Below are 25,470 nucleotides of genomic sequence, written 5' to 3'. Positions count from 1 at the left end.
CTTCACGGTGCGCGCAGGCCCGATGATCGGATGCAACGACGCCTTAAAACTCGGTACGCCCCAACCGCAGCGCGTTGACCACCACCGAAACCGAACTCAGGCTCATCGCCAGCGCGGCGATCATCGGGCTCAGCAGCAGTCCGGTGAGCGGGAACAGCACGCCGGCGGCGATCGGCACGCCCAGCGCGTTGTACAGGAACGCGAAGGTCAGGTTCTGCTTCATGTTGGCCACCGTCGCCGTGGAGAGGACGCGGGCGCGGACGATGCCGCGCAGATCGCCCTTGACCAGGGTGACCTGGGCGCTGGACATGGCCACGTCGGTACCGGTGCCCATGGCGATGCCGATATCGGCGCCGGCCAGGGCGGGCGCATCGTTGATGCCGTCGCCTGCCATCGCCACGGTCCGGCCTTCGGCTTTCAGCCGCTGCACCAGTTCGATCTTGTCCTTCGGGCGCACTTCGCCGTGCACCTCATCGATGCCCAGCGTGCGCGCCACCGCCTGGGCGGTCGCCGCGCCGTCGCCGGTGGCCATGACGATGCGCAATCCGGCCCGATGCAGCGCGCCGATGGCGTCGGCGGTGGAGGCCTTGATCGGGTCGGCGACCGCCAGCAGGCCGGCGAGCTGGTCGTCGATGGCCACGAACATCACGCTGGCGCCTTCCCTGCGCAGGGCCTCGGCGCGCTCGCGCAGCGGATCCGGATCCACGCCCAGTTCGCGCATCAGCGCGGTATTGCCGATCGCGATCCCGTTTCCGGCGACCCGGCCACGCACGCCGATGCCGGTAGAGGATTCGAAGCTGTCCGGGGCGGTCAGCGTCAGCTTGCGCTGGCGCGCCTCGGCGACGATGGCATCGGCCAGCGGATGCTCGCTGTTCTGATCCAGGCTGGCGGCCAGGCGCAGCACGTCGTCCTCGCTGCGTTCCCCGATGGCCACGACGGTGCGGAACTTAGGACGGCCTTCGGTCAATGTTCCGGTCTTGTCGACGATCAAGGTATCGATCTTGCGGAAGTTCTCGATGGCCTCGGCATCGCGGAACAGCACGCCGCCCTTGGCCGCCTGCCCGGTGGCCACCATGATCGACATCGGCGTCGCCAGCCCCAGCGCGCACGGGCAGGCGATGATCAGCACCGACACGGCGTTGAGCACGGCGTAGGTCCATGACGGTTCGGGGCCCAACAGGCCCCAGACCAGGAACGTGGCCAGCGCCACCGCCAGCACCGCCAGCACGAACCAGAACGCGACCTTGTCGGCCATGCGCTGCATCGGCGCGCGCGAACGCTGCGCCTGCGCCACCAGTTGCACGATCTGCGACAGCACGGTTGCCGAACCGACCTTCTCGGCGCGGATGACCAGGCTGCCGTTGCCGTTCATGGTGGCGCCGATCACCGCGGCGCCGACGGCTTTTTCGACCGGTATCGGTTCGCCGGTCAGCATCGATTCGTCGACGTTGGAGTGGCCCTCGATGACCTTGCCGTCGACCGGCACCTTCTCGCCCGGGCGCACGCGCAGGCGGTCGCCGACATGGACATGGCTCAGTTCGATGTCCTCTTCGCTGCCGTCCTCGCGCAGGCGGCGCGCGGTCTTGGGCGCCAGCCCCAGCAGGGCCTTGATGGCGGCCGAGGTCTTCGAACGCGCACGCAATTCCAGTATCTGGCCCAGCAGGGTCAGCGAGACGATCACCGCGGCGGCTTCGAAATAGACGCCGACGCGGCCGTGTTCGCGGAACGAATCGGGAAACACGCCCGGCGCGACCGTGGCCAGCACGCTGTAGCCGAACGCGGCCGCCACGCCGGTACCGATCAGCGTCCACATGTTGGGGCTGCGGTTGCCGATGGACTGAGCCCAGCGCACGAAGAACGGCCAGGCCGCCCACAACACCACCGGTGCGCTCAGGACCAGTTCCAGCCAGCTGCGCAGCGTCGGCGAGAACAGGTGCAGGTATTGCCCCGCCATCGCCAGCAGCAGGGTGGCGACGGTCAACGGCAGCGTCCACCAGAAGCGGCGGCGGAAGTCGCGCAGCTCCGGGTTCTCGTCCTCGTCCAGCGACGGCATCATCGGTTCCAGCGCCATCCCGCAGATGGGGCAGGTGCCGGGCGCATCGCGAACGATTTCCGGATGCATCGGGCAGGTGTACTGGGTGCCGGGCGGGGCCGCCGGCGCGGCGGCTTCGCCCGGATTCAGATATTTCTCCGGATCGCCAACGAACTTGGTCCGGCAGCCGGCGGAACAGAAGTGGTAGTCCTGTCCCTGGTGTTGGGCGTGGTGCGCGGTTTGCGCCGGGTCCACGCGCATGCCGCAGACCGGGTCTCGGGCTTTCCCGCCGTCTTCCTGCCCAGCAGTGCCATGCCGGCCGCAGCATGCATGCGATGGAGCGCCATTGTGGCTGTGCGCGCTCATGCGGTTTCCTCCGTCAAGGCATTGAGGATGGGGCACTGCTCCAGGGCCCCGTGGCCCGGGCAGACGTCGACCAGGGTGCGCAGCGCATCGCGCATGCGGGTCAGTTCCTGCAGGCGTTGTTCGACCACCGCCAGCTTGGCCGCGGCAACGGTCTTCATCGCCGCCATGTCCTGGTCGCGGCTGGCGCTCAGGGCCAGCAGTTCGCGGATTTCGTCCAGGGTGAAACCCAGCCCTTTGGCGCGGCGGATGAAATGCAGACGGACCACGTCGCCGCTTTCGTAGCGGCGGTAGCCGCTGGCGCTGCGCGGCGGATCCGGCAGCAGCCGCTGGCGTTCGTAGTAGCGGATGGTATCGATGGCAACGCCGGCCTGGCGCGCGAGCTGTCCGATATTCATGGCGGTCTCCGGAATGGCTGACCCGCGCATTCTGCACCTTTGACCTTGGTCAAGAGTCAAGGGTTTGTCGGGCCATCAGGCGCCGGACCGACCAACGGTTCGCCCGCTGGCGCTGCGGCAGCTTTGATTTCCGCGAACTTGTCGAAAACGGTAGCCAGAGGGAGCCGGTCCGGCGCTTGGCAGTCCGCGGATTCTCCGACGCTGGCGGCGTGGCGGACGACCCGCAAGACGCCGATGCGTTGACACGGGTTTTTAACGCGTGTTATTGCTTGGGGCGTCAACCCCACGTTGAACCCCCCACGCCACCCATGCCGTCCGCCAAGTCGCTGCTGCGAGTGCTGTTGATTTTCGTGCTGTGCGCGGAAGGCGTACTGGGCGCCTGGGCCTCCACCCGGATGGCGGTTGGCGCAATCGCGCACGCCGAAGCGTCCGCGGCGGCGGGACAGGGGAACATCGAAGATTGCGAAGACGGCAGCGCTGCGGACAGGCAACAGAATGATGGCCGGACCGCGCACCAGGGCTGCGATTGCGGCGCCCAGGCCTTCTGCGGCTGCAGTTGCATGCTCACCTTCTATCCGCCCGGCGGCAGCGTGCTTTTCTCCGCCCAGCACGCGCTGGCTTCGGTCTATCTCGGCACCCTGAGGACGCACAGCGTCCGCAACGAGATCTCCCCGGTCTTCCGACCTCCTATCGCCTGATCTTGTCCGCTCGCCTTGCCGGCGAGCTTCCGTTGGCCCTGCCATCCGCGGCGCGCCTAGCGCCAAGCGGGCCGAACCCGAACAAGATCAACCCGATTGGGGAGAGAACCCATGTCTTTCAAGCGTAACCCACTGGCGACAGCGGTCGGCGTGCTGCTGTGCGCCGGTGCCGTCAATACTTCGCAAGCGCAGCAAGCACAGGCCGAACCGGCATCCGGCCAGGCCGCCACGATGGAAACGGTGAGGGTCACCGGCAGCCACATCAAACGCGCGCAGATATCGGGCGTGGGCCCGGTCACGGTGGTCGATGCCGAAACCATCCAGCGTTCCGGCGCCACCACTGTGGAAACGCTGCTGCAGCGGCTGCCGGCTTCGGCCGGTTTCGCCGGCAACCAGACCAACGCCTATTGGGCCGGCAACGGTTACGGCACCACCCAGGTCAACCTGCGCGGGCTGGGCATCAACCGCACGCTGGTGCTGCTCAACGGCCGCCGCATCGTCAATGGCGGTACCGGCGCCAATGCATCGGTCGATCTCAACGTGATTCCGGTGGCATTGATCGAACGCATCGAAGTGCTGAAGGACGGCGCATCGGCCATCTACGGCGCCGATGCGGTGGCCGGCGTGGTCAACATCATCACCAAGAAGGACTTCGATGGCGGTCAGGTCGGCCTCCGTTACGGCGAAACCTTCCAGGGCGACGGTGCCGACTACGCTTTCGATCTGTCCTGGGGCACCCAGAGCGACCGCGGCTCGCTGATGGCGGCGCTGAGCTATTCCGAAGGCAAGGCGGTCAATATGGCCGACCGTGCGCCATGCGGGCTGGGCGAGGTCGACGGGCGACTGCAATGCGTGGGCAGTTCGGCCACCATCGGCGGCCGCGCGCGCCTGGCCGACGGCAGTACTGTCAACTTCAATCAGGACCCCAACGGCGATGGCGACTTCTATGAGCCGTATTCGTCCATCCACAACTACAACGGCAACCCGTCGCTCAATGCGGTCAATCCGATCAAGCGCCTGAGCTTCAGCGCATTCGGCGACATGGCGCTGGGCGAGGACCTGAACCTGTTCACCGAGCTGATGTTCACCAACCGGCGCTCCAATCAACTGGCGACGCCGGGTTCGCTCGGCCAGTACCGCGCCATGAACATTGCCGCAGACCATCCGACCAATCCCACCGGCCAGGATCTGGTGCTGCAACGCCGCCGCCTGGAAGAAGCCGGTCCGCGCCATTTCTACCAGGAGACCGACACCTTCCGTGCGGTGCTGGGCCTGGAGGGGCGCTTTGGCACCGGCTGGGAGTGGAATGCGGCCGTCAACTGGGGCCGCAACACCGGTATCGACGGTTCCAGCAATGTCGCCAATCTGGACCGGGTGGACCAGACCCTGAACACCGCCATCTGCAGCAATGCGCCGGGGGCGGCGATTCCCTGCGCCGATTATCTCGGCTACGGCGACGTGACCCGCGAGGTGCTGGACTACATCCTGTTCACCACGCGCGACACCGGCGGCAACGAACAGCGCAGCTTCACCGCCAACCTGAGCGGACAGTTGTTCGAAATGCCGGCCGGCTGGGTGGGTTTTGCCGCTGGCGTGGAGGCGCGCAAGGACCGCGGCTGGCGCGACCCGGATCAGCTGACCCAGCTGGGCATCGCCAACAGCAATGCGCAGCAACGCATCGATGGCGAGTACGAGGCCAGGGAAGCCTTCGCCGAATTCGCGGTGCCGCTGCTGCAGGGATTGGCGCTGGCCGACTCGCTGACGTTCAATGCCGCGGTGCGCTACTCCGACTACGATCTGTTCGGCAGCGACACCAACTACAAGGTCGGGCTGGACTGGCAGGTGGTGCCCAGCTTCAAGCTGCGCGGCATCTATTCCACCGCGTTCCGCGTGCCCAACGTGCCGGAACTGTTCGGCGGCGTCAGCGAGGGCAACCTGACCACGGCCGATCCCTGCAGCGGCTGGAGCAGCCAGCCGGCGTCGTCGACGGTCTACCAGAACTGCCAGGCCCATGGCGTCCCGGCCGGATACACCCAACTGGGCAACACCATCCTGACCACCACCGGCGGCAATATCGATCTGGAGCCCGAGGATGCCAGGACGACGACGCTGGGCGCGGTGTGGACACCGGGCTTCGCCCCCGGACTGACGCTCACGCTGGACTACTACGACATCAAGATCGACAACGCCATCCGCAGCGTGGCCGGTTCGACCAAGTTGGCGCTGTGCTACAACACGCCCAATCTGGCGCATCCTTTCTGCAGCAGCAGCAACTTCACCCGCAATCCGGTCACCGGCGAGGTGGATTTCCTGTCCGCGCAGCCGGTCAATACCGCCAGCGAACGCGTCTCCGGCATCGATCTTGGCATGCTGTACGAGTTCGACCTGTCGGGCTGGGACACCACCGTCAACTTCGATCTTTCGTACCTGGACCGCTACGACTTCGTCCCTTATCCGGGCGGCGAGGAGATCGACTACGCCGGCAGGATCACCGGCGGCCAAGGCAGCTATACGCAGTGGCGCGCGTTCGCTTCGTTGACGATGGCGCGGGACGCGTGGTCGGGCTCCTACAGCCTGCAGTACATCGGCTCGGCCGACGACATCAATGCCGCGCCGGGGGATATCGGCGACCACGCGCCCAGCGTCAGCTATCACAACGTGCAGCTGAAGTATGCGGTCAGCGAAGCCTTCGACGTGTCGCTGGGCATCGACAACCTGTTCGACAAGGACGCGCCCTTCATCCAGAGCTATACCGATGCCAATACCGACACGATGACCTACGACTTGCTGGGTCGCCGTTGGTACGCGCGCATCGGATATCGCTGGTGAGCCGCAGGTGAACGCGCGCGGCTTCGCCGGCCATGCGCCGGCGGAGCCGCCTGGCGTTTGTGAACGCAGTCGAATCTGGAAGAATCCCGCTTATGAAACCCGCATTCTGGGCGCGCCGCGCCCACAAATGGATCGGCTTGATCGTCGGTGTGCAGGCCTTGCTGTGGATGATCAGCGGCGTCTACATGACGGTCATCTCGCTGGACATCATCCACGGCGACCATCTGGCGCACACCCATGCAGAACCGTTGCAGCCATCGGCGCAGCGCATCGATCCGGCCGCGCTGTCCGAGCGCTATCCGGGGATGACTTCGTACCGGCTCAAGCGCCTGCTGGAGCGGGAGGTGTTCGAACTTCGCCAGGGCGAGCGCAGCGTGCTGATCGATGCCGCCTCCGGCGAACGGATCAGTCCGCTGGACGAAGCCACGGCCAGGGCGCTGGCGGTGGCGGCGTACCAGGGCCAGGCCGGCGTCAGCAGCGTGCAGTGGATTACCGATGCGCCGCAGGAGGTCGCCACCCGGCCGGTGCCGATGTGGGCGGTGCATTTCGCCGACCGCGGCGCCACCACGCTGTATTTTTCACCCGATACCGGCGCGTTGCTGGCGCGCCGGCACAGCCTGTGGCGCTGGTTCGATTTCCTGTGGATGCTCCACATCATGGATTACGAAACGCGCAGCGACGTCAACAACAACCTGCTGCGGTCCGCCGCCGCCATTGGCCTGGGGTTCGCGCTGAGCGGCATCTGGCTGCTGTTCTACAGCTTCCGCCGGAGGGCTTCGGCATGACGCCCTGGATGCGGAGGATGCACAAATGGCTGGGCCTGCTGATCGGCCTGCAACTGGTGCTGTGGATGGCCAGCGGACTGATGATGAGCCTGCTGGATCACGACGAAGTGCAGGGACACGCGCGCCGCGCGCATCCGGCGCCCGATGCCGCCTGGCCGCAGGGCCTGCTGTCGCCCGGCCAGATCATCGCGGCTTCGCCAACGCCGATCCAGACGGTGGCGGCGCGCTGGCTGATGGGACGACCGGTCTACCAGCTCGCAGACGAACAAGGCATGCGCCTGATCGATGCCGCCAGCGGCGACGCGATCGCCATCGACGCCGGAATGGCGACCGCGCTGGCGGCGGCCTCCTACCGCGGCGAAGGGCAGCCGACGGCGCCGCGGCTGTTGAACGGAACCCTGGAGGCGCGGGGCCACGAGGGGCCGCTGTGGCGGGTGGATTTCAGCGATGCTGAAGCCACCACGGTCTATCTGTCCGCGCAGACCGGCGATGTGCTGGAGCACCGCAACCGCACCTGGCGGTTGTTCGATGTGTTCTGGATGCTGCACATCATGGACTACGGCGGCCGGCAGGATTTCAACAATCCGCTGGTGGTGACCATGGCCATCGGCGGCTTGTGGCTGGCGGTGTGCGGCATCTGGCTGCTGGTCGCCAGTTTCCGCGTCAGCGAATTCGTGCCGCAGCGCTGGCGGCGCAGCCGCGAGCTGGCGGTGTTCGATCCCGATGGCACCCGCTTGCGCACCGTGCAAGCGCCGGCCGGCGACAGCGTCTATCAGGCGCTGGCCCGGCATGGCTTGCAACTGCCGTCCAATTGCGGGGGAGGGCAGAGCTGCGGGCTGTGCGAAGTGCGCTTCCGCGGCGCCGCACCGGCCCCGACCAGCGCCGATCGCGCGCATCTGTCGGAGAGCAAACTGAAGCTGGGTTACCGCCTGGCCTGCAATCTGCGCGTCGACGCCGACACCCAGGTGGAAGTGGCCGGCGGCGCCGGCCTGTGGACCGAACATGCCGCCACGGTGGAAAGCACGCGCGCGGTGACGCCGTTCCTGCGCGAAATCGTGCTGAGGACGTCGGCGGCCTCCGCTTCCTCGTTCCGGCCCGGCGCCTACCTGCAGATTCACGTACCGGACTACTCGCTGCACAAATGCGATATCGCCCATCCGGATCATCACCGCGACGACTGGGCCGCGCTGGACCTGCCGCCGACGCTGACCAACAAGGAACCGGTACGCCGTTCCTACTCGCTGTCGTTGCCGGTGGAGAAGGCCGGCGGCCATCTGACCCTGCTGGCGCGCTTCAGCCCCGGACGCCAGGAACGCAAACGCCAGCCGGCCGGCAAGGGTTCGACCTATCTGTACTCGTTGAAAGCGGGCGACAGCGTGCGCTTCAGCGGCCCGTTCGGCGACTTCGCGCTGCAACCGGGCGGGCGCGAGAAGGTGTTCATCGGCGGCGGTGCCGGCATGGCGCCGTTGCGGGCGATGGTGCATGCCTGCCTGGATGGCGGCGCCAGCGAACGCATCCATTTCTGGTACGGCGCACGCAACCTGCGCGAAGCGCCCTATGTGGAAGAAATGGCCGCGCTGGCCGATGCGCATCCCAACTTCAGCTGGCACCTGGTGCTGTCGGAGGACGCCGAGTGCGGTGCGGGTCTGCTGAAGGGACTGGTGCACGAGGCCGCGCACGAGTCGCTGCTGCGCGATCACCCCGACCTGCATGCCTGCGACTTCTACCTGTGCGGCCCGCCGGCGATGCTGTCGGCGACCCGCCAGTTGCTGAAACGGCTGGGAGTGGCGGAAGAACGGATTGCGTTCGATGACTTCAAGATCTGAGGACCTGTCCAAAGTCTTGTTGCGCTTGCCATCTGGCGCGCGTGCAGCGACGGTCGCTCATGTGCCTGCGCCAGCGCCGATGCCCAGAGTGGGCGCCGGCGCGGAATGCCTGCAGGAGCGAGTCGCGACGGAAGCATCAACGTCGCGACTCATGTCGCTCCCGCAAGGATCCGTCTCCGCAAGCGAGGGTTACTTCACAACCGTCAGCTTGCCCTTCATCAGCGTCGAGTGGCCAGGAAAGCTGCAGAAGAACGCATAGTCGCCGCCCACGCTGAGCTTCTTGCCGGGGAACGTCATCCGGGTCTTCTGGCCGCCGCCGATCAGGTCGGTGGCGGCGATAACCCGGGCATCGCCCTTGGGCACGTAGTGGCCGGCCACGCCGGCCTTGATGCTGTCGCGGGCCACGCCGGCCAGATCGGCGGTGGAGGTGATCAACACGTTGTGTCCCATCACCGTCGCCGGCAGCTTGCCGGTATGGGTCAGCTCGATGGCGATGGTGGCGCAGGAGGCCGATACCGTTGCCTCCTTGAGATCGAATTTCATTGCATCGTCGCCTTTCAGCGCGATGGTGCAGTTGTCGGCGGCCTGGGCAACGCCGGCAGCGGCGAACAGGCCAAGGCAGAGCAGCGAGGTGGTGAGCAGTTTCATGGGATGACTCCGTGGTGTTGATTAGGGGTGTTGGACAGGCGTTGGCGGATGCGCCGCCAACAGCGTTTTGACCTGGCTCAGGAAGCGCGGATCCGGTTGCACGCCGGTCACCTCCGAACGGGCGATGATGCGGCCGTCCGCATCCAGCAGCAGCCAGGCGCTGGTGTGGTTGATGCTGCCGTCCTCCAGCGGACGGTAGCGGATATCCAGTATGCCGGCGATGGCGCGGACATCGGCCTGCGCTGGCGCCAGGAACAACCAGTGTTCCATCTTCACGCGGTGGTTCTGCGCCACCGCCGTCAGCGCCGCGGGGTCGTCGCGCAGCGGGTCCAGGCTGATCATCGCCACGCCAAGCTTGCGGTACTCGTCCGCCGACAACGACTTCTGCAGGCCCTTGCCGCTTTCGATGATGAGCGGGCACATCAGGTGGCAGTGGCTGTAGAACATCGATACCACCCGGGGGCGGCCGCGCAGATCCCGCCATGCCAGCGGGCGGCCATCCTGATCGGTCAGCTGCGCATCCAACTGGTAGACCGAATCGCCGGGCAGATCAGCGGCCGCCGCGGACGCAGCCGGCAAGGGCAGGCAGATCGCGAGCAGCAACAGCAGCAGTTTCATTGTGAACTCCTTGCGCAGCGGAAGCCTAGATTTCCCAGCGTGTTTGCCGGTTGCAGCGCCGACAGCAGGGCGATGCGCTTCAGCACCGCGTAGTTTTCCCGGTCGTTGAACGACAGCGCGGTTGCGCCGCAGAACTTGAGCCGGTCGCCATCGTCACCGGAGCGCCTGTCGGGCGCGCCCAGCAGCGAAGCGTAGTCGTCGGTCCATTCCCAGTTGCGGCCGTGCAATCCGGATACGCCATGGGCGTTGGCGCCCGGCTGGGCGCCGGCATCCATCGCATTGGCGGTCCCGTCATGCAGCCAGCGCGCCCGCCACGCCGCGTCATGGCGGGCGTCCAGACGGCTACCGTCGGCCGCCGCGGCGTATTCCCATTCGGTCCAGGTTGGCAGGCGCGCCCCCTGTTCCTTGCAGTACGCGGCCGCGGCGTACCAGCTGACCTGCACGACCGCCTCATCGGCAGCGGCACCAGGGTCGTCGCCGGCGTGCCAATGCGACAGATAGCCGCCGCCGGCCAGCAGCGCCGGCGCCTGGTCTCGGCGCCACTGCGGATTGCGCTCCACAAAGGACAGGAACTGCCGGTTGCTGACCGGCGCCTTCATCATCAGGAACGGCGCGACGGTCAGGTTGCCGGCGTTTTCCTCATAGCGGATCGCCGAGCGGAAAGCGCCGCCGGGAAGCTCGGCATAATCGGCGCCCGGCGCTATGCCGGATGCCGACAGCATCGATAGCAGCAGTAGCGGCAGCTTTCCCATGGCGGCGCCTCAGCGTTGCTCCGGGGCGGTCGGCTGGTATTCCTTGCTGGACTGCTGGCCGGTGTAGATGTCGTGGTTTTCCTCGCCGTCCACGCTCAGGATGCCCAGCGTGCCTTTGTGGAAGGTGCGGAAGATGCTGTGATCGACCAGCACGTAGTTGCCGGGAACATCGGCGGTGAAGTCGACGATGGCCGAGCCGCCGGCCGGGATCAGCGTGGTCTGCACGTTCTCCTGGTACTTGCTGCCGCCTTCGATGTAGACCCTGTCGAAGATCTCGCCGATGACGTGGAAGCTGGAGATCAGGTTGGGACCGCCGTTGCCGACGAAGAAGCGGATCTTCTCGCCCGCGCTGGCCTTCAGCGCGTTGTCGCCGGTAAGCGAGCCCTCGGCGCCGTTGAACAGCACATAGGTCGGGTGCTCGTCGATGGCTTTTTCCAGGCTGAAGGGCTGCAGGCCGGGCTCGCCGTACTTGCCTTCGGTATAGAAGTCGCCCTGCATGACGTAGTACTCCTTGTCGACCTTCGGCAGGCCTTCCGGCGGTTCGACCAGGATCAGTCCGTACATGCCGTTGGCGATGTGCATGCCGACCGGCGGCATCGCGCAGTGATAGACGTACAGGCCCGGATTCAGCGCCTTGAATGTGAACTGGGTTTCGTGGCCGGGCAGGGTGAAGGTGGCCTCGGCGCCGCCGCCGGTGCCGGTCACCGCGTGCAGATCGATGTTGTGCGGCATATGCGAATCGTGGGCGTTCTTCAACCGGAATTCGACGGTGTCGCCCTGGCGGACGCGGATGAAGCTGCCGGGCACGGTGCCGCCGAAGGTCCAGAAGTTGTAGCTGACGCCGTCGGATATCGGCATGTCCTGCTCGATGACTTCCAGTTCGACGATGACCTTGGCCGCGACGTTGCGGTTGGTCGGCGGCGGCACCATGGGCGGTGCGGTCAGGACCGCGTGGATGGTTTCCATCTGGGCGGCGCCGGCGGGAGGCGCGGCAGAACGCTGCTGGCCGGCGAGCGCCTGCCCGGCAGACATGCCAAGACCGATTGCGAGTGCACAGAACATCAGATTGTGGGTGAGCCGCTTCATTGCTGCTTTCCTGTAGTGGCCGGTGGCCGATGGTGCAAATCTAGGCGCCGGGCGAAGAGGCCATCTTGATTTTCGTCAAGTGCAATCGAGATTCGCGCCGCCGCGCCTGCGCCTGCGACAACCTGTCGCACCCGCGCTGCGGGCTGGTTGCCGAACAATGCGGCAAACCCTGGAGGAGATGCAGACTTGGCAAGAAATCGATTGGCCGTCCTGGTGGCGGCCGCGCTGTTTTCAGCCGCAGCGCAGGCCGGCGAACACGCCGCCGGCAACATGCGGGTAACCACGCTGGACGGCGTGGTCGTGACCGGCGTTGCGCCGAGCATGGCCACCACCTTCGTCACCGATCCGCGCCTGCCGCGGCAGCCTGTGCCGGCCAGCGACGGCGCCGACTACCTGAAGACCGTGCCCGGGTTTTCCGCGTTGCGCAGCGGCGGCACCAATGGCGATCCGGTGCTGCGCGGCATGTTCGGTTCGCGCATCCATCTGCTGACCAACGATGGCGCGATGAGCGGCGCCTGTCCTTCGCGGATGGACAATGCCCTGTCCTACGTCGCGCCTGAAACCTACGACCGCCTGACCGTGATCAAGGGGCCGCAAACCGTGCTGTGGGGCGGCGGCGCTTCGGCCGGCACGGTGCGCTTCGAGCGCGAGATTCCGTATTTCGACCGCCCCGGCATGCGCGTGGCCGCCAGCGCGCTGGCCGGAAGCGCCGGACGCAACGATCAGGTGCTGGACATGGCGGCAGGCAATCCGACCGGTTACGCGCGCGTGACCGGCAACCGTTCCGAAGCCGACGACTACCGCGACGGTAGCGGCGCGGTAGTGCCGTCGGCCTGGAAAAAATGGAACGCCGATGCCGCGCTTGGCTGGACGCCCGATGCCGATTCGGTGCTTGAAGCCAGTGTCGGCACTGGCGACGCGCAGGCCCGCTATGCGGGCCGCGGCATGGATGGCTCGCAGTTCAAGCGCAGCAGCTACGGCCTGCGTTACGAAAAGCGCGAATTGCCCGGTGCGCTGGATGCGTTGACCGCCAACCTCTACTACAACGATGTCGATCACGTCATGGACAACTACACGCTGCGGGATCCGGACCCGACCGGATCGATGCCGATGCCGATGGCCAGCAACGTGGCCCATCGCACCACCGGCGGACGCGCCGCAATCGCCTGGCGGACCGAGCGGCTGGAACTGACCGCCGGACTGGACCATCGCGACAGCCGTCATTCCCAGCGCAGAGCGTCCGGACGCGGCGCTTATCGCAATCAGCCGTGGAAGATCGATGCGCGGCTGCGCAATACCGGCGCGTTCGCAGAAGCGGCCTGGCAGCTCGGCAAGCACGACAAGCTGGCCAGCGGGCTGCGCCTGGATCGCTCGCAAGCGCAGGATCTGCGCGCGACGGTGGGCAGCATGATGCCGATGCCCAATCCCACCGCCGGCGCAGTCCGGCACGAGACCTTGCCGGGCGGATTTCTGCGCTACGAACGGCAGGCGAGGGACAGGCCGCTGCACTGGTTCGCCGGCATCGGCCAGACCCATCGCATGCCCGACTACTGGGAGCTGTTCTCGGCCGGAAGAGGCCCGGTTGGCAGCGTCAATGCGTTTGCCGGCGTGCAGCCGGAAAGAACGACGCAACTCGACGCCGGACTGCAGTACCGGAGCCAGCGCGTGGAGGCATGGGTGTCGGTCTACGCCGGACGCATGCACGACTACATCCTGTTCGAGTACCTGCCGGGCGGTACGACCCGCGCCAGCAATGTCGACGCGAACATCGGCGGCGGCGAAGCCGGCATCGAATGGCGTCCGGCCGCGGAATGGAAGCTCGGCGCCACGCTGGCCTATGCCTGGGGTGAAGTGGCCGGCAGCGGCGCCGCACTGCCGCAGATGCCGCCGCTGGAGGCGCGCCTGTCGGCCGGCTACGAGCATCGGCGCTGGTCGCTGGGGGCGCTGCTGCGCGGGGTGGCCGCGCAGCACCGGGTCAGCCCCGGCCTGGGCAATGTGGTGGGCCGCGATCTGGGGCCGAGCCCGGGCTTTGCGGTGTTCTCGCTCAATGGCGGCTATCGGCTGAGCGATTCGTTGCAGCTGGCCGCCGGGATCGACAATCTGTTCGACCGCAGCTACAGCGAGCACCTCAATCTTGGCGGCAACAGCGCCTTCGGCTATCCCGCCGAACCGGTGCGCATTGGCGAGCCCGGCCGCACCGCATGGGTCAAGCTCAACTGGAAGTACTGAGCGGTGCTGCGCAGGGGCATCCTGCGCCGGATGGGCGGTTATAGTGCAGCTGATGCGAGCGGTCCGGATGCCTGCGCGTCCGGAGCACGAACCCCCATGAGGCGCGATGATGATCGACTATGACGCGGCGCTGGCGGCCATCCTGCAGCGGTGCCGGCCGCTGCCGGCCGAAAGCGTACCCGCCGCGCAGGCGTTGTCCGCGGTGCTGGCCGAGGATGTGCGCAGCCAGATCTGCCTGCCGCCTTTCGACAGTTCGGCAATGGATGGATTCGCTTTGGATACGCAGGGCGGGCTGGCGCGCAGCGGCAGCGAGTTCGCGGTGACGGGCGTGCAGGTGGCGGGCGATGCCGGAGTGCCCGCCACCACGGGCGCCTGGGAAATCACCACCGGCGCATGGATTCCGCAGGGACTGGATGCGGTCGTGCCGGTCGAGCAGGTGCAGATCGCCGCGGCTGCGGACGATGGCCATGCGCTGCGCTTCCGGCTGTTGGCCGATGTGGCGGCGGGCAGCAATATCAGACGGCGCGGCGAAGACATCGCCGAGGGCGTGCGGATCATGCGCGCCGGTCAGATCCTGCAGGCGCCGCAGCTGATGCTGCTGGCCGCGCAGGGAATCTCGCAGGTGCAAGCGGTGCGGCAGCCGCGGGTGGCGGTCGTCGTCAGCGGCCGCGAACTGGTCGCCGATCCGATGCAGACGCTTGCGCCGGGCCAGATCCGCGACAGCAACGGGCCGTTCCTGCATGCCCGGCTTGTCGCCGCCGGCGCCGACGTGGTGTACCGGACCCGCGTCGGCGACGATCCGGCCGAGTTCCTGTCGGCGCTGGACCGGGCGCTGGCGAACGCGGCGGATGTGGTGGTGAGCACCGGCGCGGTGTCGCGCGGGCGCCACGACTTCATTCCCGATGCCCTGCGCCGGCGCGGCGCGGAGATCGGCTTCCACAAGGTCGCGATGCGGCCGGGAAAACCGTTGCTGTTCGCCACCCTGCCTGGCGGACAGCTCTGCTTCGGGCTGCCCGGCAATCCGGTGTCCAGTGCGGTCGGTTTGCGTTTCTTCGTCGAGCCGGCGTTGCGGGCGATGCTGGGCATGGCGCCGGAACGTCCGCTGAGGCTGCCGCTGGCGGCGGCAACGAGGAAGCGGTCCGGGCTGCGTACGCACCTGCATGCGCAGGTGCTTTGCGATGCCGGCGGCCAGCTGCGCGTCGGTGTGCTGCAACAGCAGCAATCGTTCCGCTTGATGCCGATGCTGGATGCCAATGCCTGGGCGGTGCTGCCGGCGTCGGCCGCCGGCGCCGACGCTGGCGAGATGGTCGATGTCTACGGCCTGGGCCATCTATTGCCGTTGCAGATGGGCGCCTGCCTGCAGGACACCGGAGGGAGATCCGGCAATGGCCGGTGAGTCCGGCGTTACCGCTTCCGCCTGGACCGGCGTCGTGCTTGCCGGCGGACATTCTTCGCGCATGGGCCGCGACAAAGCGTATCTGCACTGGCGGGGACAACCGCTGATAGAACATATGCAGGCGCTGCTGACGGCGGCAGGCGCCAGCCAGGTGCTGGTGAGCGGGCCCTATCCGCAGTACGGCGCGGTGGCGGATGTCGCGGCCGGACTGGGGCCGGTGGGCGGGCTGATCAGCATTGCCGCCGCCGCGCCGGACGGCCTGCTGGTGATCGTGCCGGTGGATATGCCGCGGCTTACTCCGGCGCTGCTGCGGAACCTGGCCGCCGCGCCGGATGCGGCGTGCACATGCTATGCCGGCCACGTCCTGCCGCTGCGGTTGCGCCTGGAACGGCGTAGTCGCGACGTACTGGATGGTCTTCGCAGCGCTGCCCGTAGCGGCCGCTCGCTGCGCGCGTTGCACGCGGCGCTGGGGGGAACGGAGATGGCGCTGACCGGGCATGCGGCAGGCGAACTGGAAAACTGCAACACGCCGGAACAGTGGCAGGAGATCTCCCGATGAAACTGCAGATAGAAGGCCAGGCATTGCGGTTCCGCATCGACGAAGCGGAACTTGCCGGATTGCTGGCCGGCGACGGCGTAAGCGCCAGCACATCGCTTGCAGGCGGCGTCGTGTTCGCACAGTCGGTGACGCTGGCCGATGTTTCCGATGTGCGGCTTTCGTTCGAAACCGGCCTGTGGAAACTCGTGCTTCCGCAAGCCGCAGTCGCTGCCTACAGCCAGCGGCTGCCGTGCCGGGAGGGGCTTGTCTTTACATGGGCGGACGAAAGCGCAGACACGCCGCTGCAGATAACCTTTGAAGTGGACGTGCGCGACAGTGTCAGGCAGCGCATAGGGTCCACGCGCAAGCCGCGGCAATCGCAGCATCGCTGAAGGCATTCCCGTCTTTACGTTCTCCACAGAAGGTGTGGTAGGCTCCAGCGGCATCAGCCAAGCCGTGATTGAGCCAGGGGCGCGTCATGGATAAGCCACAGCACGTCGTTTCGACAAAGGGACAGGAGCGCTTGGCGTTCCTGCTGCTGGTGGGGGTGGTATTCCCGCTGCTGGCAGTGCTTATCGTCGCCGGTTACGGATTCCTGGTCTGGATATACCAGATGTTCGCAGGCCCGCCGACAGGTCCCTGAGCCATGTCCGCCGCGCGCCTTTCCCGCAGATCGTTGCTGTTCGGCTCCGCGCCTGCAGGCCTGCGGCCGCCGTGGGCCTTGCCGGAAGCGGAGTTCATCGAAGCCTGCACTGGCTGCCGCGCCTGCGTCGAACGTTGTCCTGAGCATGTTCTGCGCATTGGCAGCGGCGGGTTTCCGCTGTTCGACCCGCAACTTGGCGAATGCACGTTCTGCGGCGATTGCGCTGAGGCCTGCGCGCCGCGGGCGTTGACCAGAGAAAACGCTGCGCGGCCGTGGAATCAGCTGGCCATTGTCGATGACGCCTGCCTGGCCGCCCATGGCGTGGTCTGCGGCAGTTGCCGCGAGATCTGCCCTGAGTCGGCGATTCGCTTTTTGCCCGGCACCTTGTCGAAACCAGCGGTGGACAGCGACCGCTGCAGCGGTTGCGGCGCCTGCGTGGGCGTGTGCCCGGCCGGAGCGATCGCCTTGCGCGCCGAGCAGGCGCAGGCGGAGGCGACATGACCGCCCCGGCGGAAACAGAGGTGCATATCGCCAGTTTCGTGGTGCAGCACCGCCGGGAAGCGGCGGCCGCGCTGGCTGCGGCAGTCGCCGCTTGCCAGGCCCTGGATCTTGCCGTGGCCGGCGAGTTCCGCAGCATCGTGCTGTGCGAATCGGAGGATCAGTACGCGCTGATCGATCACATCGAGACATTGCGGGCAGTGACCGGCGTGCTCAACGTCTCGCTGGTCTACCACCACGCAGAACCGCGCGCCGCGCTGGAAGCGCCGATGCCGCAAATCGTACCGACCGGAGCAGACTGATGACCACACGCAGGGAGTTCATCCGCAACAGCGCGGTTGCCGCCGCGGCGGCCGCCGCCGGCGTTCCGCTGCAGGGCGAAGGCAGCAATCTGGTTACCGAGGGCGATCTGGCGTCGCTGAAATGGGACAAGGCGCCGTGCCGCTACTGCGGCACCGGCTGCGGCGTCAACGTGGCGGTCAAGAGCGGCAGGGTGGTCGCCACCCACGGCGATGTCCATGCCGAAGTCAACCGCGGTCTCAACTGCGTCAAGGGCTACTTCCTGTCCAAGATCCTGTACGGCCAGGATCGGCTGACCATGCCGCTGCTGCGCAAGAAGAACGGCGCCTATGCCAAGGACGGCAGTTTCCAGGAGGTCGGCTGGGACGAAGCCTTCGATGTGATGGCCGCGCAGTTCAAGAAGGTGCTGAAGGAAAAGGGACCTGGCGCGGTCGGCATGTTCGGCTCGGGGCAGTGGACCATCTTCGAAGGCTACGCCGCCAACAAGCTGTGGAAGGGCGGCTTCCGCAGCAATCATATCGATCCCAATGCGCGCCATTGCATGGCTTCGGCGGTGGCCGGCTTCATGCGCACCTTCGGCGCCGACGAGCCGATGGGCTGCTACGACGACATCGAGGCCGCGGACGCATTCGTGCTGTGGGGCTCCAACATGGCCGAGATGCATCCGATCCTGTGGACCCGGGTCACCGACCGCCGGCTGTCGCAGCCGCATGTGAAGGTGGCGGTACTGTCCACCTTCGAGCACCGCAGTTTCGAGTTGGCCGACATCCCCATCGTCTTCAAGCCGCAGACCGATCTGGTCATCCTCAACTACATCGCCAACCACATCATCAGGACCGGCAAGGTCAACAAGGATTTCGTCGGCAAGCACACCAGCTTCAAGCGCGGCAACGACGACATCGGCTATGGCCTGCGCGCCGAGCACCCGCTCGAGCGCAAGGCCAAGAACGCAGGCGACGCCAACGGCGGGCAGGTCATCGACTTCGATGCGTTCGCCGCGTTCGTGGCGCCGTATACGCTGGAAAAAGCGGTGCAGATGACCGGCGTGGAGCGCGGCTGGCTGGAAAAGCTGGCTGAGCTGTATGCCGACCCCAAGGTCAAGGTGACCTCGTTCTGGACCATGGGCTTCAACCAGCACACCCGCGGCGTGTGGGCCAACAACATGGTCTACAACCTGCACCTGCTGACCGGAAAGATTTCCACGCCCGGCAACAGCCCGTTCTCGCTGACCGGGCAGCCGTCGGCCTGCGGCACCGCGCGCGAGGTCGGCACCTTCAGCCATCGGTTGCCGGCCGACATGCTGGTGGCCAATCCCGAACACCGCAAGCACGCCGAGGAAATCTGGAAGCTGCCGCACGGCACCATCCACGACAAGCCCGGTTATCACGCCGTCGAACAGAACCGTGCGCTGCGCGACGGCCGGCTCAATGCCTACTGGGTGATGGTCAACAACAACATGCAGGCCGCGGCCAACCTGCGCGAGGAAACCTGGCCGGGCTACCGCAACCCGGACAATTTCATCGTCGTGTCCGACGCCTATCCCACCGTCACCGCCCAGGCCGCGGACCTGATCCTGCCGGCGGCGATGTGGGTGGAGAAGGAGGGCGCCTACGGCAATGCCGAGCGCCGCACCCAGTTCTGGCACCAGCTGGTGAAGGCGCCCGGGCAGGCGCGTTCGGATCTGTGGCAACTGATGGAATTTTCCAGGCGCTTCACCACCGATGAGTGCTGGCCGGCGCAGTTGCTGGCGGACAATCCGCAGTTCAAGGGCAAGACGCTGTTCGACGTGCTGTTCGCCAACGGCAATGTCGACAGGTTTCCGGTGTCGGACATCGAGGCAGGTTACGCCAACGACGAATCGGCGGCCTTCGGCTTCTATGTGCAGAAGGGACTGTTTGAGGAGTATGCCGCTTTCGGCCGCGGCCACGCGCATGATCTGGCCCCGTTCGACACCTATCACAAGGAGCGCGGACTGCGCTGGCCGGTAGTGGACGGCAAGGAAACGCGCTGGCGCTACCGCGAAGGCGCCGATCCCTATGTGAAGGCCGGCAGCGGCTTCCAGTTCTACGGCAATCCCGACAACCGCGCGGTGATCTGGGCGCTGCCGTACGAACCGCCGGCCGAGTCGCCGGATACCGAATACGATCTGTGGCTGACCACCGGGCGCGTGCTGGAGCACTGGCACTCCGGATCGATGACGATGCGGGTGCCGGAGCTGTACCGCAGTTTCCCGGCGGCCGTGGTGTTCATGAATCCGGACGATGCCAGGGCGCGGGGACTCAAGCGCGGCGACGAGATCAGGGTGATATCGCGACGCGGAGAAATGCTGTCGCGGGTGGAAACGCGCGGCCGCAACCGGATGCCGCCGGGCATGGTGTTCGTGCCGTGGTTCGACGCCGGCCAGTTGATCAACAAGGTGACGCTGGATGCCACCGATCCCATCTCCAAGCAGACCGATTACAAGAAGTGCGCCGTGAAGGTCGTGGCCGCATAGGAGGGTTGTTGTCATGCGTAGCAAGCCATTGCTTGTCGCAGTTGGATTGACCGCGGTGCTGATGGGACTGGTGTTCTTCGCCGGCTGGCTGTTCGGTTCGCGCAGCGGGGAGGATGCGGCGGCGGTTCCGGCTCCGCCCCGCGCAAGCGCCGGCGCGCAGTGGCATCCGGATTCGCTGCTGGAACCGCAGATCGACGCGATACGCCGCGGCGTGCCGGTGGACCAGGAAGGCAGCCCGCCGCCGCTGGCGCGGGTGGAGAATGCCGACCTCAAGCGCGTACGGGCGTATCCGATGCAGCCGCCGACCATTCCGCACACGATAGACGGTTACCAGGTCGACAAGAACAGCAACCGCTGCATGCTGTGCCACGCGCGCGCGAACGCGGCGACGTTCCAGGCGCCGCCGGTCAGCGTGACCCACTACATGGATCGCGACGACCAGTTCCTGGCCACAATTTCGCCGCGGCGCTATTTCTGCAGCCAGTGCCACGTCGTGCAGACCGACGCGCAGCCGCTGGTGGCCAGCGGTTTCCAGGACATCGACAGTCTGATATCCGCCCAGCCGGGGAGCGAATAGGCCATGTGGAAACGCATATCGACGCGGTCGAAAGGGATCTGGCGAACGCTGCGCTCGCCCAGCGTGCACTACAGCCTGGGCTTTCTGACCGTGGCCGGGTTCGTCGCCGGGATCCTGTTCTGGGGCGGCTTCAACACCGCGTTGGAGGCCACCAACACCGAAGCCTTCTGCACCAGTTGCCACGAGATGCGCGAGAACGTCTTCGAGGAACTGAAACCGACCATCCATTACAGCAACCGCTCCGGCGTGCGCGCCACCTGTCCGGACTGCCATGTGCCGCACAACTGGACCGACAAGATCGCCCGCAAGATGCAGGCGTCCAAGGAAGTGTGGGGCAAGGTGTTCGGCACCATCGACACCCGCGAGAAATTCCTCGACCACCGCCTGGAACTGGCGATGCACGAATGGGATCGCCTGAAGGCCAACGACTCCCTGGAGTGTCGCAACTGCCACGACTACAACTCGATGGACCTGACCCGGCAAGGTTCGCGCGCCTCGCAAACCCATCAGCTGTGGCTGGGAACCGGGGAAAAGACCTGCATCGACTGCCACAAGGGCGTGGCCCACCGGCTGCCGGACATGAAAGGCATACCGCAGGGGTGACCGCTGCGGGTTGAGAGGACGCAAGCGCGCATACGCCCATTGAGAGGACGCAAGCGCGCATACGCCCACCAGCTTCTGGCCGCGGTTGAAGAGCGCGGCAGGCGCTTGCGTACCTACGCATGCGTACGGGGAGGGCCCTTGACTCAAATCAAGGCGCAACCGAAACCGAGTCTCCAGACTCGCGCTTTCCGTCCGAGACCCGCCCATGAATCTGCCTTCGTCGTTCGACCGCGAGCAGCTGCTGCAATGCGCACGCGGCGAACTGTTCGGCCCCGGCAACGCCCGCCTGCCTGCGCCGCCGATGTTGATGTTCGACCGGATCAGCCATATCGCCGAAACCGGCGGCAAATACGGCAAGGGCGAGATCCATGCCGAACTGGACATCACGCCGGAAAGCTGGTTCTTCGGCTGCCATTTCATCGGCGATCCGGTCATGCCGGGCTGCCTGGGCCTGGATGCGATGTGGCAGCTGGCCGGATTCTTCCTGCCGTGGCTGGGCGGCAAAGGGCGGGGACGGGCGCTGGGCGTGAGCGAGGTCAAGTTCGTCGGCCAGGTGCTTCCCACCGCCCGTCTTGTCCGCTACGAGATCGACATCCGCCGCGTCGTGCGTGGGAGGCTTGAGATGGTGCTGGCCGATGGCCGCACCCTGGTCGATGGCCGCGAGATCTATACCGCCAGGGATCTGCGGGTGGGCCTGTTCGCTTCGACCGAGGGCTTCTGAGATGCGCCGTATCGTCATCACCGGGATGGGCATCGTTTCGTGCCTGGGCAACGATCTGGACAGCGTGTCGGCGTCGCTGCGCGAGTTGCGTTCCGGCATCGGCTACCAACCCCGGTACGCCGAGTTGGGCCTGCGCAGCCAGGTGGCCGGGGTTCCGCAGATCGATCTGGATGCGGAAGTGGACCGCAAGCACAGGCGCTTCATGGGCGATGCCGCGGCCTATTCCTATGTCGCTACACGCAGCGCGATTGCCGACGCGGGATTGACGCAAGCGCAGGTCAGCGACCTCCGCACCGGCGTCGTCGCCGGTTCCGGAGGCGGGTCGCCGGCATGGCAGATCGAAGCGGCGGATCTTCTGCGCGCCCGCGGCGTGCGCAAGATTGGCCCGTACATGGTGCCCAGGACGATGTGCTCGACGGTGTCGGCATCGCTGGCCACGGCCTATTCGATCACGGGCGTGAGCTATTCGCTGTCCGCCGCGTGCGCAACCTCGTCGCATTGCATCGGCGCCGGCGCCGATCTGATCCGCGCCGGCAGGCAGGACATCGTGCTGGCTGGCGGCGGCGAGGAGGAGCACTGGGGCATGAGCTGCCAGTTCGATGCGATGGGCGCTTTATCCACCAGCTGCAACGAGACGCCGGAATCGGCATCGCGGCCGTACGACGCCGGACGCGATGGCTTCGTGATCGCCGGTGGCGGCGGCATGCTGGTGCTGGAGGAACTGGAGCATGCGCGTGCGCGCGGGGCGAAGATATATGCCGAGCTGGTCGGCTACGGCGCCACCTCCGACGGCGCCGAAATGGTCGCGCCTTCCGGCGAGGGCGCAGTGCGCTGCATGCGCATGGCAATGGCCGATCTATCGGCACCGGTGGACTATCTGAATACCCACGCCACCGCAACGCCGCTGGGCGATGTGACCGAACTGCAGGCGATCCGGACCGTCTTCGGAAACGACATTCCGCCGATTTCCTCGACCAAGGCGTTGTCCGGGCATTCGCTGGGCGCGGCCGGCGTGCATGAAGCCATCTACAGCCTGCTGATGATGCGCGATGGTTTCCTGGCCGGCTCGGCCCATATCGACCGGTTGGACGAGAAGGCGGAGGGCTATCCGATACTGCGCGAAAGCCGCGATGCGGCGATCGATACGGTGATGTCGAACAGCTTCGGTTTCGGCGGCAACAACGCATCGCTGGTGTTCGCGCGCGTGCGCTGACGATTCGCTGGATGACCAGCCCTTCAACTGTCGATGAGCTTCGCGTCTGAGTGGGGCGCGAGGAAACGCCTGCGCGGAAGCCGGGCGCCATGACGGTGCGGGCACGCCGTAAACACCCGCTGCGCGGGTCCGGCCCGCCATCGCAGATGGCGGGCGTTCGGCTACGCGCGAAGCGGTGCTGCGCAAACGCTTGCCTCACCTTTGTGGGATCTTCCGCGGCATCCATGCCGCGTACGGTCCCGACCGAGCCCGCCGAAGCCGACATCCCCGGAAACGGGAAACGACAAAAGGAAGGCCTGACCGCTGCTGCCGCAGATGGCAAAGGAACAAGTCACTCGGACATTGGTTCTTTCCCTCCCGTCATAAGCGGCAGATCGCAGCTCGCTTGACGAAGGTCAATGCCCTGGCCATACGGGAAATGGATCATCCGGATCTGTCATCTGGACCAAGGAAACGCATATGCAGTTCAAGATAAAGACATTCGGAAATGCACCGGATCTGGGTGCGATAGAGCGCACCGTCGGTGAGGTGGATCCGTCTGCGGTCATCGATATCGACGCTGGCGGCGAAGTGCTGCGGATTTCCACCATGATTGGCGATACGGAGCTGGTTTCCCTGATCAATCAGGCCGGATACCGGATGTCGCTCGACCACCTGGAGCGGGTACCGTCGGAGTGCTGCGGCGGCTGTGGCGGATAGGCGGGCGCGCCCGGTAGCGCCCGCATGAGCTTTCACGATCTCAGGCAGTTCCTGGACCGCCTTTCCGGCCAGGGGCAGTTGCTTGACGTCGATGCCGTGGTCGATCCCGAACTGGAAAGCACCGCGCTATGCCTGCGCGCATTGCGCAGCGAAGGCCCGGCGCTGCTGATGCGCCATCCGGCAGGTTCGCCACACCCATTGCTGGGCAACCTGTTCGGACACCGCCGCCGCATCGAGCTGGCGCTGGGGGACCGGCCGCTGGCGTCGCTGCGCGAACTCGGCGAACTGCTAGCGGCGGTGAAGGAACCGCGCTGGCCGTCCGGCTTGCGCGGCGCGCTGAGCAGTTGGCCGGAACTGGCGCAGCTGGCCAACGTCGCGCCCAAGCGGGTGGAGCAAGCGGCGTTCTGCGAACAGTTGCTGGAGCAGGACGAGATCGACATCCGCAAGCTGCCGTTGCAACGCTGCTGGCCCGAAGACGTCGACCGCCTGCTGACCTTCGGCATGGTGATCACCCGCGGCACCCGGCAAACGCGCCAGAACGTGGCGATCTACCGCCAGCAGCCGATCGCGCCGAACCGGCTGATCATGCGCTGGCTGGCCCACCGGGGCGGAGCGCAGGACTACGCCAGTTGGGTGAAGGCCCATCCTGACAAGCCCTTTCCGCTGCTGGTGGCCATCGGTGCCGATCCGGCCACGATGTTGGCCGCGGTGGCGCCGGTCCCCGATACGCTGTCCGAATACGAATTCGCCGGGCTGCTGCGCGGTGCGCGTACGCGGGTGTGGCGCAGCGAGCTGACCGGACTGGATGCGCCGGCTGGCGCGGAAATCCTGCTGGAAGGGTTCATCCATCCGGGAGATACCGCGATGGAGGGGCCCTTCGGCGATCACACCGGCTACTACAACGCGCAGGACAGGTTCCCGGTGTTCACCATCGAACGCATGCGCCTGCGCCGCGACGCCATCTATCACGGCAGCTATATGGGGCGTGCGCCGTTCGACGAACCTTCGGTGCTGTCGATGGCGCTGAACGATGTCTTCGTGCCGATTCTGCGCAAGGTCTTTCCGGAAGTCGTCGACTTCCATCTGCCGCCGGAGGCGTGTTCGTACCGGATCGCGGTGGTCAGCATCCGCAAGCAGTATGCCGGCCATGCGCGCCGGGTGATGATGGGCATCTGGTCGTATCTGCGCCAGTTCACCTATACCAAGTTCGTCATCGTCACCGACGAGGACATCGACGTGCGCGATTGGGGCCAGGTCATCTGGGCGGTGTCGACGCGGGTGGATCCGGCCCGCGACAGCATGCTGGTCGAGAACACTCCCATCGACTACCTGGATTTTTCCTCGCCGGTGGCCGGACTGGGTTCCAAGCTTGGCCTGGACGCCACCCACAAGTGGCCGGGCGAGAGCCACCGCCGATGGGGGCGCCCCATCGTTCTGGATCCGCAGGTGGAAGCGCGCATGGCGGCGCTATGGGAGCGCTTGTGCAAACCGCCGCCGTCTGCGTAAACCACGCACGCGATTCTC

24 protein-coding genes are annotated in these 25,470 nt (G+C 66.4%); 18 read left to right on the top strand and 6 right to left on the bottom strand.

What is annotated here, in order from left to right; genetic code table 11:
- Positions 1–43 precede the first annotated feature (43 nt).
- Both CRO39_RS04120 and CRO39_RS04115 read right to left on the bottom strand, forming a co-directional pair.
- On the bottom strand, positions 44–2,398 hold the full coding sequence (locus CRO39_RS04120; RefSeq protein ID WP_097120561.1) for a heavy metal translocating P-type ATPase: 2,355 nt from the start codon (positions 2,396–2,398) through the stop codon (positions 44–46).
- The gene (locus CRO39_RS04115) at positions 2,395–2,793 is read right to left on the bottom strand and encodes a MerR family DNA-binding protein (protein WP_097120560.1); all 399 of its coding nucleotides are present in this window, start codon (positions 2,791–2,793) and stop codon (positions 2,395–2,397) included. The genes CRO39_RS04120 and CRO39_RS04115 overlap by 4 nt, the downstream gene beginning before the upstream one ends.
- Positions 2,794–3,101: 308 nt before the next feature.
- Here CRO39_RS04115 and CRO39_RS04110 point away from each other — a divergent pair, with 308 nt between their 5' ends.
- The 4 genes from CRO39_RS04110 (at position 3,102) to CRO39_RS04095 (ending at position 8,931) form a co-directional block, all read left to right on the top strand.
- Positions 3,102–3,491: a CopL family metal-binding regulatory protein gene (locus CRO39_RS04110; protein ID WP_097120559.1), complete on the top strand. Its 390-nt coding sequence runs from the start codon at positions 3,102–3,104 to the stop codon at positions 3,489–3,491.
- A gap of 111 nt (positions 3,492–3,602) precedes the next feature.
- On the top strand, positions 3,603–6,320 hold the full coding sequence (locus CRO39_RS04105; protein ID WP_097120558.1) for a TonB-dependent receptor: 2,718 nt from the start codon (positions 3,603–3,605) through the stop codon (positions 6,318–6,320).
- Between the two features lie 92 nt (positions 6,321–6,412).
- Entirely contained in the window at positions 6,413–7,105 is a 693-nt protein-coding gene (locus CRO39_RS04100; protein ID WP_097120557.1) for a PepSY domain-containing protein, read from the top strand.
- A gap of 17 nt (positions 7,106–7,122) precedes the next feature.
- A complete protein-coding gene (locus CRO39_RS04095) occupies positions 7,123–8,931 on the top strand; it encodes a 2Fe-2S iron-sulfur cluster binding domain-containing protein (RefSeq protein WP_162125685.1) in 1,809 nt (602 codons plus the stop codon).
- Between the two features lie 189 nt (positions 8,932–9,120).
- Here the strand turns inward: CRO39_RS04095 and azu are convergent, their stop codons facing one another.
- From azu to nirK, 4 genes are read right to left on the bottom strand one after another with little or no spacing between them, the layout of a single operon-like run.
- Positions 9,121–9,579, bottom strand: coding sequence for an azurin (gene azu, locus CRO39_RS04090; RefSeq protein WP_097120555.1), 459 nt, complete (start codon positions 9,577–9,579; stop codon positions 9,121–9,123).
- Between the two features lie 21 nt (positions 9,580–9,600).
- Positions 9,601–10,197, bottom strand: a complete 597-nt coding sequence (locus CRO39_RS04085) for an SCO family protein (RefSeq protein ID WP_097120554.1) — start codon at positions 10,195–10,197, stop codon at positions 9,601–9,603.
- Positions 10,194–10,949 carry a formylglycine-generating enzyme family protein gene (locus CRO39_RS04080; RefSeq protein WP_097120553.1) on the bottom strand — a complete coding sequence of 252 codons (756 nt, stop codon included), beginning with the start codon at positions 10,947–10,949 and terminating at the stop codon, positions 10,194–10,196. Before CRO39_RS04080 ends, CRO39_RS04085 begins: the two co-directional genes overlap by 4 nt.
- A gap of 9 nt (positions 10,950–10,958) precedes the next feature.
- Positions 10,959–12,035, bottom strand: coding sequence for a copper-containing nitrite reductase (gene nirK / locus CRO39_RS04075; RefSeq protein WP_097120552.1), 1,077 nt, complete (start codon positions 12,033–12,035; stop codon positions 10,959–10,961).
- 186 nt (positions 12,036–12,221) lie between these two features.
- On the opposite strand from nirK, the gene CRO39_RS04070 reads away from it, so the two are divergent.
- From CRO39_RS04070 to CRO39_RS04005, 14 genes are all read left to right on the top strand, one after another.
- Entirely contained in the window at positions 12,222–14,264 is a 2,043-nt protein-coding gene (locus tag CRO39_RS04070; protein ID WP_238394534.1) for a TonB-dependent copper receptor, read from the top strand.
- 109 nt (positions 14,265–14,373) lie between these two features.
- Positions 14,374–15,660: a molybdopterin molybdotransferase MoeA gene (locus tag CRO39_RS04065; protein ID WP_097120787.1), complete on the top strand. Its 1,287-nt coding sequence runs from the start codon at positions 14,374–14,376 to the stop codon at positions 15,658–15,660.
- Positions 15,650–16,219, top strand: a complete 570-nt coding sequence (gene mobA / locus CRO39_RS04060; RefSeq protein WP_097120551.1) for a molybdenum cofactor guanylyltransferase — start codon at positions 15,650–15,652, stop codon at positions 16,217–16,219. Before CRO39_RS04065 ends, mobA begins: the two co-directional genes overlap by 11 nt.
- Positions 16,216–16,590 (top strand): hypothetical protein, encoded by a 375-nt coding sequence (locus CRO39_RS04055; RefSeq protein ID WP_097120550.1) that lies wholly within the window; start codon positions 16,216–16,218, stop codon positions 16,588–16,590. Before mobA ends, CRO39_RS04055 begins: the two co-directional genes overlap by 4 nt.
- Positions 16,591–16,676: 86 nt before the next feature.
- A complete protein-coding gene (locus CRO39_RS04050; protein ID WP_097120549.1) occupies positions 16,677–16,841 on the top strand; it encodes a periplasmic nitrate reductase, NapE protein in 165 nt (54 codons plus the stop codon).
- A 3-nt stretch (positions 16,842–16,844) separates the two neighbouring features.
- Entirely contained in the window at positions 16,845–17,342 is a 498-nt protein-coding gene (gene napF / locus CRO39_RS04045; RefSeq protein ID WP_097120548.1) for a ferredoxin-type protein NapF, read from the top strand.
- Positions 17,339–17,641 (top strand): chaperone NapD, encoded by a 303-nt coding sequence (locus CRO39_RS04040; protein WP_097120547.1) that lies wholly within the window; start codon positions 17,339–17,341, stop codon positions 17,639–17,641. Before napF ends, CRO39_RS04040 begins: the two co-directional genes overlap by 4 nt.
- Positions 17,641–20,133 (top strand): periplasmic nitrate reductase subunit alpha, encoded by a 2,493-nt coding sequence (napA, locus tag CRO39_RS04035; protein ID WP_238394533.1) that lies wholly within the window; start codon positions 17,641–17,643, stop codon positions 20,131–20,133. The genes CRO39_RS04040 and napA overlap by 1 nt, the downstream gene beginning before the upstream one ends.
- A gap of 13 nt (positions 20,134–20,146) precedes the next feature.
- On the top strand, positions 20,147–20,710 hold the full coding sequence (locus CRO39_RS04030) for a nitrate reductase cytochrome c-type subunit (RefSeq protein WP_097120546.1): 564 nt from the start codon (positions 20,147–20,149) through the stop codon (positions 20,708–20,710).
- Positions 20,711–20,713: 3 nt separating this feature from the next.
- Positions 20,714–21,313 (top strand): NapC/NirT family cytochrome c, encoded by a 600-nt coding sequence (locus tag CRO39_RS04025; RefSeq protein ID WP_097120545.1) that lies wholly within the window; start codon positions 20,714–20,716, stop codon positions 21,311–21,313.
- Between the two features lie 205 nt (positions 21,314–21,518).
- A complete protein-coding gene (gene fabA / locus CRO39_RS04020; protein WP_097120544.1) occupies positions 21,519–22,034 on the top strand; it encodes a 3-hydroxyacyl-[acyl-carrier-protein] dehydratase FabA in 516 nt (171 codons plus the stop codon).
- A 1-nt stretch (position 22,035) separates the two neighbouring features.
- Positions 22,036–23,247, top strand: coding sequence for a beta-ketoacyl-ACP synthase I (fabB, locus tag CRO39_RS04015; protein WP_097120543.1), 1,212 nt, complete (start codon positions 22,036–22,038; stop codon positions 23,245–23,247).
- A 459-nt stretch (positions 23,248–23,706) separates the two neighbouring features.
- Positions 23,707–23,946 (top strand): hypothetical protein, encoded by a 240-nt coding sequence (locus tag CRO39_RS04010; RefSeq protein WP_097120542.1) that lies wholly within the window; start codon positions 23,707–23,709, stop codon positions 23,944–23,946.
- A gap of 24 nt (positions 23,947–23,970) precedes the next feature.
- The gene (locus CRO39_RS04005; RefSeq protein ID WP_097120541.1) at positions 23,971–25,452 is read left to right on the top strand and encodes a UbiD family decarboxylase; all 1,482 of its coding nucleotides are present in this window, start codon (positions 23,971–23,973) and stop codon (positions 25,450–25,452) included.
- Positions 25,453–25,470: the final 18 nt, after the last annotated feature.

Origin of the sequence: Pseudoxanthomonas wuyuanensis (assembly GCF_900215535.1) — a bacterium.
In the GTDB taxonomy this organism is placed as follows: Bacteria; Pseudomonadota; Gammaproteobacteria; order Xanthomonadales; family Xanthomonadaceae; genus Pseudoxanthomonas_A; species Pseudoxanthomonas_A wuyuanensis.
The sequence above is the reverse complement of the archived record's forward strand: the minus strand, read 5'-3'. Positions and strand labels throughout refer to the sequence as shown.

Excerpts from the sequence above, each read along its gene's own strand:
- CRO39_RS04120 (WP_097120561.1), bottom strand. The coding sequence starts at position 2,398 with ATGAGCGCGCACAGCCACAATGGCGCTCCATCGCATGCATGCTGCGGC.
- CRO39_RS04115 (WP_097120560.1), bottom strand. The coding sequence starts at position 2,793 with ATGAATATCGGACAGCTCGCGCGCCAGGCCGGCGTTGCCATCGATACC.
- CRO39_RS04110 (WP_097120559.1), top strand. The coding sequence starts at position 3,102 with ATGCCGTCCGCCAAGTCGCTGCTGCGAGTGCTGTTGATTTTCGTGCTG.
- CRO39_RS04105 (WP_097120558.1), top strand. The coding sequence starts at position 3,603 with ATGTCTTTCAAGCGTAACCCACTGGCGACAGCGGTCGGCGTGCTGCTG.
- CRO39_RS04100 (WP_097120557.1), top strand. The coding sequence starts at position 6,413 with ATGAAACCCGCATTCTGGGCGCGCCGCGCCCACAAATGGATCGGCTTG.
- CRO39_RS04095 (WP_162125685.1), top strand. The coding sequence starts at position 7,123 with ATGCACAAATGGCTGGGCCTGCTGATCGGCCTGCAACTGGTGCTGTGG.
- azu (WP_097120555.1), bottom strand. The coding sequence starts at position 9,579 with ATGAAACTGCTCACCACCTCGCTGCTCTGCCTTGGCCTGTTCGCCGCT.
- CRO39_RS04085 (WP_097120554.1), bottom strand. The coding sequence starts at position 10,197 with ATGAAACTGCTGCTGTTGCTGCTCGCGATCTGCCTGCCCTTGCCGGCT.
- CRO39_RS04080 (WP_097120553.1), bottom strand. The coding sequence starts at position 10,949 with ATGGGAAAGCTGCCGCTACTGCTGCTATCGATGCTGTCGGCATCCGGC.
- nirK (WP_097120552.1), bottom strand. The coding sequence starts at position 12,035 with ATGAAGCGGCTCACCCACAATCTGATGTTCTGTGCACTCGCAATCGGT.
- CRO39_RS04065 (WP_097120787.1), top strand. The coding sequence starts at position 14,374 with ATGATCGACTATGACGCGGCGCTGGCGGCCATCCTGCAGCGGTGCCGG.
- mobA (WP_097120551.1), top strand. The coding sequence starts at position 15,650 with ATGGCCGGTGAGTCCGGCGTTACCGCTTCCGCCTGGACCGGCGTCGTG.
- CRO39_RS04055 (WP_097120550.1), top strand. The coding sequence starts at position 16,216 with ATGAAACTGCAGATAGAAGGCCAGGCATTGCGGTTCCGCATCGACGAA.
- CRO39_RS04050 (WP_097120549.1), top strand. The coding sequence starts at position 16,677 with ATGGATAAGCCACAGCACGTCGTTTCGACAAAGGGACAGGAGCGCTTG.
- napF (WP_097120548.1), top strand. The coding sequence starts at position 16,845 with ATGTCCGCCGCGCGCCTTTCCCGCAGATCGTTGCTGTTCGGCTCCGCG.
- CRO39_RS04040 (WP_097120547.1), top strand. The coding sequence starts at position 17,339 with ATGACCGCCCCGGCGGAAACAGAGGTGCATATCGCCAGTTTCGTGGTG.
- napA (WP_238394533.1), top strand. The coding sequence starts at position 17,641 with ATGACCACACGCAGGGAGTTCATCCGCAACAGCGCGGTTGCCGCCGCG.
- CRO39_RS04030 (WP_097120546.1), top strand. The coding sequence starts at position 20,147 with ATGCGTAGCAAGCCATTGCTTGTCGCAGTTGGATTGACCGCGGTGCTG.
- CRO39_RS04025 (WP_097120545.1), top strand. The coding sequence starts at position 20,714 with ATGTGGAAACGCATATCGACGCGGTCGAAAGGGATCTGGCGAACGCTG.
- fabA (WP_097120544.1), top strand. The coding sequence starts at position 21,519 with ATGAATCTGCCTTCGTCGTTCGACCGCGAGCAGCTGCTGCAATGCGCA.
- fabB (WP_097120543.1), top strand. The coding sequence starts at position 22,036 with ATGCGCCGTATCGTCATCACCGGGATGGGCATCGTTTCGTGCCTGGGC.
- CRO39_RS04010 (WP_097120542.1), top strand. The coding sequence starts at position 23,707 with ATGCAGTTCAAGATAAAGACATTCGGAAATGCACCGGATCTGGGTGCG.
- CRO39_RS04005 (WP_097120541.1), top strand. The coding sequence starts at position 23,971 with ATGAGCTTTCACGATCTCAGGCAGTTCCTGGACCGCCTTTCCGGCCAG.